11 protein-coding genes are annotated in these 7,969 nt (G+C 65.9%); 1 reads left to right on the top strand and 10 read right to left on the bottom strand.

The window, feature by feature from the left end; translation table 11 throughout:
• Positions 1-122 precede the first annotated feature (122 nt).
• Positions 123-722 carry a hypothetical protein gene (locus FJ958_RS28490; RefSeq protein ID WP_140748562.1) on the bottom strand — a complete coding sequence of 200 codons (600 nt, stop codon included), beginning with the start codon at positions 720-722 and terminating at the stop codon, positions 123-125.
• A gap of 109 nt (positions 723-831) precedes the next feature.
• A complete protein-coding gene (gene ykgO, locus FJ958_RS28485) occupies positions 832-957 on the bottom strand; it encodes a type B 50S ribosomal protein L36 (protein WP_006327841.1) in 126 nt (41 codons plus the stop codon).
• Positions 958-1,199: 242 nt separating this feature from the next.
• Here ykgO and FJ958_RS28480 point away from each other — a divergent pair, with 242 nt between their 5' ends.
• A complete protein-coding gene (locus FJ958_RS28480; RefSeq protein WP_140748559.1) occupies positions 1,200-1,616 on the top strand; it encodes a lysozyme inhibitor LprI family protein in 417 nt (138 codons plus the stop codon).
• Positions 1,617-1,660: 44 nt separating this feature from the next.
• Here FJ958_RS28480 and FJ958_RS28475 read toward each other — a convergent pair whose 3' ends face one another.
• The 8 genes from FJ958_RS28475 to FJ958_RS28440 all read right to left on the bottom strand — a co-directional run bounded on the left by FJ958_RS28475 (position 1,661) and on the right by FJ958_RS28440 (position 7,965).
• Positions 1,661-2,734, bottom strand: a complete 1,074-nt coding sequence (locus FJ958_RS28475; protein WP_140748556.1) for a 5-(carboxyamino)imidazole ribonucleotide synthase — start codon at positions 2,732-2,734, stop codon at positions 1,661-1,663.
• Positions 2,731-3,228: a 5-(carboxyamino)imidazole ribonucleotide mutase gene (gene purE / locus FJ958_RS28470; protein ID WP_140748553.1), complete on the bottom strand. Its 498-nt coding sequence runs from the start codon at positions 3,226-3,228 to the stop codon at positions 2,731-2,733. Before purE ends, FJ958_RS28475 begins: the two co-directional genes overlap by 4 nt.
• A gap of 307 nt (positions 3,229-3,535) precedes the next feature.
• Positions 3,536-4,447, bottom strand: a complete 912-nt coding sequence (locus FJ958_RS28465) for an anti-sigma factor (RefSeq protein WP_140748550.1) — start codon at positions 4,445-4,447, stop codon at positions 3,536-3,538.
• Positions 4,444-4,983 carry a sigma-70 family RNA polymerase sigma factor gene (locus tag FJ958_RS28460; protein WP_140748547.1) on the bottom strand — a complete coding sequence of 180 codons (540 nt, stop codon included), beginning with the start codon at positions 4,981-4,983 and terminating at the stop codon, positions 4,444-4,446. The genes FJ958_RS28465 and FJ958_RS28460 overlap by 4 nt, the downstream gene beginning before the upstream one ends.
• 46 nt (positions 4,984-5,029) lie before the next feature.
• Positions 5,030-5,272 carry a hypothetical protein gene (locus FJ958_RS28455; protein ID WP_140748544.1) on the bottom strand — a complete coding sequence of 81 codons (243 nt, stop codon included), beginning with the start codon at positions 5,270-5,272 and terminating at the stop codon, positions 5,030-5,032.
• A 137-nt stretch (positions 5,273-5,409) separates the two neighbouring features.
• Entirely contained in the window at positions 5,410-6,615 is a 1,206-nt protein-coding gene (locus tag FJ958_RS28450; protein ID WP_140748541.1) for an aminotransferase class V-fold PLP-dependent enzyme, read from the bottom strand.
• 25 nt (positions 6,616-6,640) lie between these two features.
• Positions 6,641-7,102 (bottom strand): RidA family protein, encoded by a 462-nt coding sequence (locus tag FJ958_RS28445; RefSeq protein ID WP_140748538.1) that lies wholly within the window; start codon positions 7,100-7,102, stop codon positions 6,641-6,643.
• Between the two features lie 68 nt (positions 7,103-7,170).
• Positions 7,171-7,965 (bottom strand): amino acid ABC transporter ATP-binding protein, encoded by a 795-nt coding sequence (locus FJ958_RS28440; protein ID WP_140608185.1) that lies wholly within the window; start codon positions 7,963-7,965, stop codon positions 7,171-7,173.
• Positions 7,966-7,969: the final 4 nt, after the last annotated feature.

The following is a 7,969-nucleotide window of genomic DNA, read 5'->3' as shown; positions in this document are numbered from 1 at the left end:
GGGCAGTAGGGCAGTAGGGCAGTAGGGCAGTAGGGCAGTAGGGCAGTAGGGCAGTAGGGCAGTAGGGCAGTAGGGGGAGGGCATCTCAGCCTACTGCCTAATCCCTATTCCCCACTGCCTGGTCAAATTCCTTCGCCGGCAAGCTCTTCGGAAAGGGTGGCGACCTGGTCCTGGGCGCTGCGCATCATCGGATAGATGGCCAGCACTTTCTGCCAGGCCTCGAGCGCCGACTGCTTGTGGCCGGTCAGCGTCATGATCTGCGCCAGACCCGACAGCGCACCGAAATGGCGCGGCTCGAGCTTCAGCGTGTGCTCGATGTCGGCCATCGACTTGCCGTAGTTTTTCATCATGAAATGCACCGTGGCGCGCCGGTTCCAGCCTTCGGCATAGGTCGGCTGCAAGGTCACCACCTGGTCGAGGAAATCGAGCGCGACGTCGAACTTGTGGTTCTCGATCGCCTTTTGCGACCACTGCATCATCAGGTCGATGGAAGCGCTGCCGGACCGGAACCATTCGTTCCAGATGTTGCCGGCGATGCGTTCGGCGGCCTTTTCGTTGCGCTCGCGCTTCAGGTCGGCGAACAGCTTGTCGAGCCGAACCTGTTTCGTCATTGGCGCCGCCGGAGCATCCGGAGCCGGCGACTGAGCCGCCTGACCGTCCGCCAGGGCCGGCAAGGCGCCGGAAACCAGGAGAGCCGTCAAAAATGCAAAAAGAATCCGCATCGCCCGACTCTAGTCCCGGGCGGCGGAACATCAAAGTGATTTCAGCGTAAAAAGGGTCGGCAGGCCGACATGCATCAATGGCGGAGGCGAAAAGCCTCCTGCCGAAAGCTCAGCCCTGGCGCGCCTTGTAGCGCGGAGCGGTCTTGTTGATGATGTAGACGCGGCCCTTGCGGCGAACCAGCTGGTTGTCGCGGTGACGCGCCTTCAGCGCCTTGAGCGAATTCTTGATCTTCATGGTCTTGCCTGTCGGTGTGGACCCGGTCCCGGGTCGAAATTTTAAGGCGCGCCAGAAGACGCGCCTTTTGAACGGTGGGTGGCTCATAAACGAGGAGCCTTGCCCGTGTCAACCGTAAGTCAACCGCAAGCGTGCCGCGCATCCCGATATCATCAAATATCCGCCATGTCGGCTCCGTGGCATTGCACGGTTCAGGGCCGGCTGGAATGATGCCGTAGATTTCAAGTGATTTGGAGACGAGCGTGCGCCGCACATTCCTGTATGCCTGTCTGATCGTCCTGGCGGCGACTGCGACCGTCCGCGCCCAGGAATGCGACCGATCCGACGACAGCCAGCAGATGATGAACATCTGTGCCGGCGAGGACTATCAGGCGGCTGACGCCAGGCTCAATAAGGCTTATCAGGATCTGATCGGCTCCGACGATGCCGATGACAAGATATTGCTGCAAGCGGCGCAGCGCGCCTGGATCGCCTTCCGCGACGCCGAATGCGCGCATACCACGGCCGCCAGTCAGGGCGGCTCCATCCATGCCATGGAGGTTTCGCAATGCCTGACCAGGCTGACCAACGAGCGTATCAAGCAGCTCGCCGCCCCGGCCAATTGCCAGGGGGACGATGCGAGCTGCGCCAGTCCAGACGATAGCGACGAGGGGGAGTAATCTGCCGGCCTTGGGCAGCCATTGCAGGGCGTGCGTGAGCGGCTTTACCGGCGAGTGATCCGGGTGAAATGACCCATCTTGCGGCCGGGCCTGGCCTCCGCCTTGCCGTAGAGATGCAGCATCAGGTCGGGCTCGGCGAGCAGGGCTGGGACGCGCAGCACGTCGTCGCCGATCAGGTTTTCCATCACGCAATCCAAATGGCGCTCCGGGTTGCCGAGCGGCAGGCCGGCAATGGCGCGGATATGCTGCTCGAACTGCGAAACGATGCAGGCGGCTTCGGTCCAGTGGCCGGAATTGTGGACGCGCGGCGCGATCTCGTTGGCAAGCAGCGAACCGTCCGCCAGCACGAAGAATTCGACACCGATGACGCCGACATAGTCGAGTGCCGACAGGATCTTCGCAGCCGCCGCGCGCGCCGCTTCCGCCGTTCCGGGCATGATGGCGGCCGGCAAGGTCGATGTGTGGAGAATGCCGTCGCGGTGGACATTCTCGGCCGGATCGTAGGCGGCGACAGCGCCGTCCTGCCCACGCGCCGCGATCACGGATATCTCGCATTCGAACGGCACGAAGCTTTCCAGGATCAGCGGCACATTGCCCATCGCCTCGCAGGTGCCAGCGAAGCCGCCGGTTGCCATGTCGCGGAAGACGCGCTGGCCCTTGCCATCATAGCCCATGCGCCGGGTCTTCAGGATGCCGCTGCCGCCGAATGCCTTCAGCGCCGCCGTCAGTTCATCGTCAGTGTCGACCCGCCGGAAATCGGCGGTGGCAATGCCGATGCCATTCAGGAATGTCTTTTCGCTCACCCGGTCCTGCGCCACATCCAGCGCGCGTGCCGGCGGATAGACCGCGACCTTGGCGGCGAGCGCTTGTGCCGCGGCAACCGGAACGTTCTCGAACTCGTAGGTGACGACGGAACTTGCCGCCGCCAGTTCGGCAAGGGCGCCCGGGTCGTCATAGTCGGCCGTTATCTGCCGGTTGGCGACCTGGGCGGCCGGGCAATCTGGCTGCGGCTCCAGCACCACTGTGTGGTAGCCGAGACGGGCGGCTGCCATCGCCAGCATGCGGCCGAGCTGGCCGCCGCCAATGATGCCGACGGTCGATCCGGCGGGCAGGCTCATGGCGTATCCGTGGGTTCAGCCGCGACCTTGGCGGTCTGCGAGGCGCGCCAGGCATCGAGCCGCTGGGCGAGCTTGTCGTCGTTCAACGCCAGCACGGCGGCGGCCAGCAAGGCGGCATTGGCTGCACCCGCCTTGCCGATCGCCAGTGTGCCCACCGGAATGCCGGCCGGCATCTGGACGATCGAGAGCAGCGAATCCTGCCCCGACAGCGCCTTTGATTCCACCGGCACGCCGAATACCGGCAGCGGCGTCATGGCGGCTGTCATGCCGGGCAAGTGGGCGGCACCGCCGGCGCCGGCGATGATCACCTTGTAGCCGGCGGCCTTGGCGCCCTTGGCGAAGTCATAGAGCCGGTCCGGCGTGCGATGCGCGGAGATAATCAGCCGTTTGTGCGGCACGCCTAGGGCCTCCAGCGTTTCGGCCGCCTGGCGCATCGTTGCCCAGTCGGATTGGCTGCCCATGATGATGGCGACGTCGGCGCGTTGATCGTTCAAGCTTCTGCTCCCGGCGACAAAGGCGCGCCTTAGCGGAATTCGGCAGCAACGGCAAGGATGAGCAGCGTTGGGCGCGTCCCGGCAAACGCGCGCCGGTGTCACTTCTGGCGAGAGCCTCATAGGCCGGCAACCAGGATAACCGGATGAAATGGCTGCCGGCGAGGACTGCGCGCCGCGCGGCGTTTCTTGCCCGAATGGGCAGCTCCTGTTCAGGCGACGGAACCAGCGACCGCCGGTCTTCGCGGCCGTCGGCGGCGCGAATGCTCGCGTCCACAAGGATCGTTTGGGCCGTTTTCCTGAAACTGGGTCATACCGCCGCCTTGCGGAAACGGGCGACGAAGTCGTCGAGCTCCGGCCGCTCCATGTCGGAGATCGCCCAGTAGGAGAAGGCGCCGTCGCTCCACTGCACCATCGAGAAGCCACCCGACGAAAGGTCGTCGGGCTGGGTGATCCTGCCGCGCTGCTGCGGTTCGGCGACCAGCGTGATCAGGTGCTCGCGGTGGCGATAGACCAGGGCCGGAACCGGCCGGCCTGATATCACCTCGACCCGGCCACCAATCAGCGCGTAGCCGTCCTGGGCAAGATCCGGCGCCGGCGGCGACACGCCGATGCGGGCGTCGAGCCACGGCTTGACCGTATGGCGGTCGGACGAGACGATGTCGATCGGGCTCGCGGCAAGCAGGCTGCGGCGGTGGCCGCTGGCGACCGCCGCGGCAAAGCCGTCATCCACGCCGCTCTGCATCACCCATTGCGTCGCTCCGCTGGCCAGCACGGCGCTGATCATGATCGACGCGGCAAGTGCGCGCCAGTCGAACGAGCCGAAGCGGCGTGCCCCCGGCGATGGCCGCGTCCGCGACGGACGTGTCCCCGCGGTTCGTCTCTGGCCCGCGCCGGCGCCCGCAATCAATCCCGGCAGCGCCAACGGTGCGCCCTGCCGCGGCTCTGTCGCCTCGGCTTGCTCCTGCTGTTCGGTGCCCGCCATGCCGATCGCCGCGATGCGAGCCCGGAAGGCTTCGCTGACGTTGGGGCGCGGCAAACGGCTGACCGCGCCGCGCAAGGCAACGATACGGGCATGCTCGGCGGCAAGCCGGGGGTCGGCGGCGATGCGGCGCTCCACGGCAAGGGCGGCCGCGGCATCGAGTTCGCCATCAACAAGGGCGTGGATCATCAGTCTGATACCTTCGGGATCATTGGGCAGTCCGTCGTCGTGGCTGGTCATGGCGCTCTCCCCAGTGCAGACGCAAGCAGGCCGCGAGCGCGGGCAAGCCTGGACATCACCGTGCCCATCGGGACGTCGAGCATGGCCGATATCTCGCGATAGCTGAGGCCGTTGATGTCGCGCAACACCAGCGTTTCGCGAAATGGCTGCGGCAATGCGGCGATCGCCGCCTCGAGTGCGGCCGTGTCGGCCCTGGCGATCAGGCTCGCCTCCGGGCCGTCCTCGTCCGGCAGGCTGGTGCCATGGGCCGCCGCAATGTCGTCGAGATCGCCGAGGTCGCCGACGGCCACCATGGCGCGCGGCCGGTTGCGCGACATCCAGGTGTAGGAGGTGTTGCGCACTATGGTCAGCAGCCAGGCGCGGGCGTTGCCGCCGGCATAGCCTGATATGCCGGCATGCGCCTTGATGCAGGCGTCCTGCACGACATCCTCGGCATCGGTTGCATTGCCGGTCAGCCAGCGGGCAAGTGACAGCGCGTCGCCGAGATGCGGCAGCACCACCTCGTTGAAGCGTTGTGCCAAGGCCCTCTCGCTCAAAGCAGCACCATGATCCGACACTCCGGGAGGAACAGGCCGTGCGCTTTCAAGCAAGGACGGTGATCTCGTCCTGCCTGCGCGGGCGAAACCCGCCGAAACAGGCAACGTCGCCTGCTGTGGCGAAAGTGAATTCATCTGCGTCACCAGTGTCAAGCGCTACGAGAAGGCGGGGCGCCACGAGAAGGCGGGGCGCCGTGGGGGAAAGAGCGGTGACGTTCATGCGCGCCAGCCCATGGCGGCGGCTGAAGCCGCGACCATGTTCGCCGCCGTCCGCGCGATGATGGCCCATGCCGATCTCCTCAGCGCCAGCAGTGGCGCATGCCGAGGAGACTTGTCGCGACCCCAATTTATTCCCGTCGCCGGTTCACAGTCGCGTGATCAGGCTGATGCAGCCGGTGAATTTTACCGGTGAACGGTGTCTGGCAGTCAATCCGGCCAGCGCAAAGCGCCTGATGAATCCTTGCGGGCGGCTTTCATCGCATCGGCTGGACGATCCTTCGCGGTCAATATGGCCCGCAGCCGTTCGGCGACGATGTCGGCTTCGCCGGGATGAAGGTTGCAGGGGTCGAGGAAGAAATGGCCGCGTTCGAGCTCGTGGTTGCGCACGATGATCGGCGGCGAGCCAGCGGCCAGCGCCGAGGCGAGGCCGGCGGCGGTGAAGCGGCTTTCCGGCCGCACGAAGACCTGCAGGCGGTCAAGCGGATTGGCGGTGGGGTCGGGTATGGTCTCGGCTGATATGCCGGGTATGCCCTGCAAAGCGCCTTTCCAGAGAGTGAGCGCGGCGTCCTCGCGCCGGCGGATACCGGCGTGATCGCGCTTCTCCCAGGCCTCCAGCGCCGCCATGGTGCCGGCTATGCTTTCCTTGCCGACCTTCATGGCGCGGGCGACGCCGCGGTTCTGCAGATAGGCGGCACGCACGAGGTCCTTGCTGCCGGTGACGATGCCGCTCGTCGGCCCGCTCAGGAATTTGTGGCCGCTGTAGATGACGATGTCGGCGCCGCGTGCCAGGAAACCGCGCAGATCGTATTCGGAAGCGGCATCGACGATCACCGGCACGCCCTTGGCGTGGCAAATCTCGCAGAACTCTTCCAGCGAGAGCATGCCGTACTGCACCGTGTGATGCGCAACGACGTAAAGGCCCGCCGCGGTGCGGTCGTTGATCGCCTCGCGCACGTGATAGTCCTGCGTCACGCTGACCGTGCCGGCAGGCACAACCTTGGCGCCGGCGAGGCGGACCGACTGATCGATCGGCGCGCCGTAATTGACGATGTGGCCTAGCTGGATGACGACTTCCGATTTGAGCTCGCCGGTGTCGTCAGGCAGGCGCTCGATGGCGAGCAGGCTGGTACCCGTCATCGCGCCGGCGATCGCCATGGTGATGCCGCTGGCGCAGCAGGCGGTGATGAAACCGGCCTCGCCGCCGGTGAGGCGTGCGACGACCGTGCTCGCGGCACGCTGCAGATCGTCCATCTCCACCCATTGCGAGGCGATTTCGGCCATGGCGCTGATCGCCTCGGGAACGATGATGGATGCGCCGAGCGCGGTCATGGTGCCGGAGACATTGATGATCGGCCGCAAGCCGAGCCGTTCGCGGATGGTGGTATTGGAGCCGGTATCGGAATAGGTCTTCATGTGAGTGGATCCCGTGTGTGGCAGGTCAGGCGGCGATCTCGACGACCGCCTCGATTTCGACAGTGATGTTTCCAGGCAGCGAGCCGACGCCGATCGCCGAGCGCGCGTGGCCGCCGATCTTGTCGAAGACATCCGCGAACAGGTCCGAACAGCCATTCATCACCTTCGGGTGGTCGCTGAAGGTCGGCGTCGCGTTGACGAAGCCAAGCAGCTTGACGACGCGCACGATACGGCCCAGATCGCCGGCGGCGGCATGCATGACCGCAAGCAGATTGAGCCCGGTCAGGCGGGCATGTTCATACGCCTGCTCGACGCTCACATCCTCGCCGACCTTGCCGGTGCAGAGCGTGCCGTCGGCACGCAGCGGCCCCTGGCCGGACAGGAAGATCAGCCGGCCGCTCTCGGCATGGGTGACAAAATTGGCGATGGGGATCGGCGGCTCAGGCAGCGTCAGGCCGAGTTCGGCAAGCCGGGTATAAGGCGTCATGGAAGAAGGCTCCCTTGGTTGGCTTAGCCATCCGATATTCAAAAATGAGCGGCGTCGACCGTCCGATGTCAGAAATGCGAGGCGCGGAAGCGCGCCAGGAAGGTGCGGAGGCGTTCGTTGCTGGTCTCCGCCGCGAGGATCTCCTTCGGCGGGCCGACGGCGCTGACGCCGCCATCGGCCATGAAGACGATGCGGCTCGAAGCGTCGCGGGCAAAGGCCATTTCGTGCGTCACCATCAGCATGGTCATGCCGTCCTCGGCAAGGCTGCGCACCACGGCCAGCACCTCGCCGACCAGTTCGGGGTCGAGGGCGGAGGTGATCTCGTCGAGCAGCAGGATCTTCGGCTCCATCGCCACGGCGCGCGCGATGCCGACACGCTGCTGCTGGCCGCCGGACAGCTCCGCCGGCAGGCTGTCGGCCTTGTGGGCGAGGCCGACGCGGCCGAGCCAGTGTTCGGCGGCCTTGCGCGCCTCGGACTGGCTCTTTCCGCGCACCTTGGTGAGCCCAAGCATGATATTGCCGGCCGCCGTCAGGTGCGGAAACAGGTTGAAGCTCTGGAACACCATGCCGGTTTCGGCGCGCATGGCGGCAAGGTCGCGTTCGCTGCGGCGCTGGCGTGTTCCAGCCTCGCGATAGCCGACCTCCCTGCCGTCGATGCGGATGGAGCCGCTGTCGTAGCTTTCGAGGAAGTTGACGCAGCGCAGCAGCGTGGTCTTGCCGCTGCCCGAGGGGCCGATGACCGTCACCACCTCGCCGCGCTTCACCTGAAGACTGACGGAGCGCAGAACCTCCACGGCGCCGAAGGCCTTGGAGACATCGCGCACGTCGAGCAGCGCGGGACTGGCGTTTGTGGCGTCGGACATGGTG

This window comes from Mesorhizobium sp. B2-3-5, from assembly GCF_006442395.1.
Classification (GTDB): domain Bacteria; phylum Pseudomonadota; class Alphaproteobacteria; order Rhizobiales; family Rhizobiaceae; genus Mesorhizobium.
The sequence above is the reverse complement of the archived record's forward strand: the minus strand, read 5'-3'. Positions and strand labels throughout refer to the sequence as shown.

What these genes read in the sequence shown, in the direction of transcription:
- FJ958_RS28490 (WP_140748562.1), bottom strand. Translation starts at nt 722, where the DNA reads ATGCGGATTCTTTTTGCATTTTTGACGGCTCTCCTGGTTTCCGGCGCC.
- ykgO (WP_006327841.1), bottom strand. Translation starts at nt 957, where the DNA reads ATGAAGATCAAGAATTCGCTCAAGGCGCTGAAGGCGCGTCACCGCGAC.
- FJ958_RS28475 (WP_140748556.1), bottom strand. Translation starts at nt 2,734, where the DNA reads ATGAGCCTGCCCGCCGGATCGACCGTCGGCATCATTGGCGGCGGCCAG.
- FJ958_RS28465 (WP_140748550.1), bottom strand. Translation starts at nt 4,447, where the DNA reads ATGACCAGCCACGACGACGGACTGCCCAATGATCCCGAAGGTATCAGA.
- FJ958_RS28455 (WP_140748544.1), bottom strand. Translation starts at nt 5,272, where the DNA reads ATGGGCCATCATCGCGCGGACGGCGGCGAACATGGTCGCGGCTTCAGC.
- FJ958_RS28450 (WP_140748541.1), bottom strand. Translation starts at nt 6,615, where the DNA reads ATGAAGACCTATTCCGATACCGGCTCCAATACCACCATCCGCGAACGG.
- FJ958_RS28445 (WP_140748538.1), bottom strand. Translation starts at nt 7,102, where the DNA reads ATGACGCCTTATACCCGGCTTGCCGAACTCGGCCTGACGCTGCCTGAG.
- FJ958_RS28440 (WP_140608185.1), bottom strand. Translation starts at nt 7,965, where the DNA reads ATGTCCGACGCCACAAACGCCAGTCCCGCGCTGCTCGACGTGCGCGAT.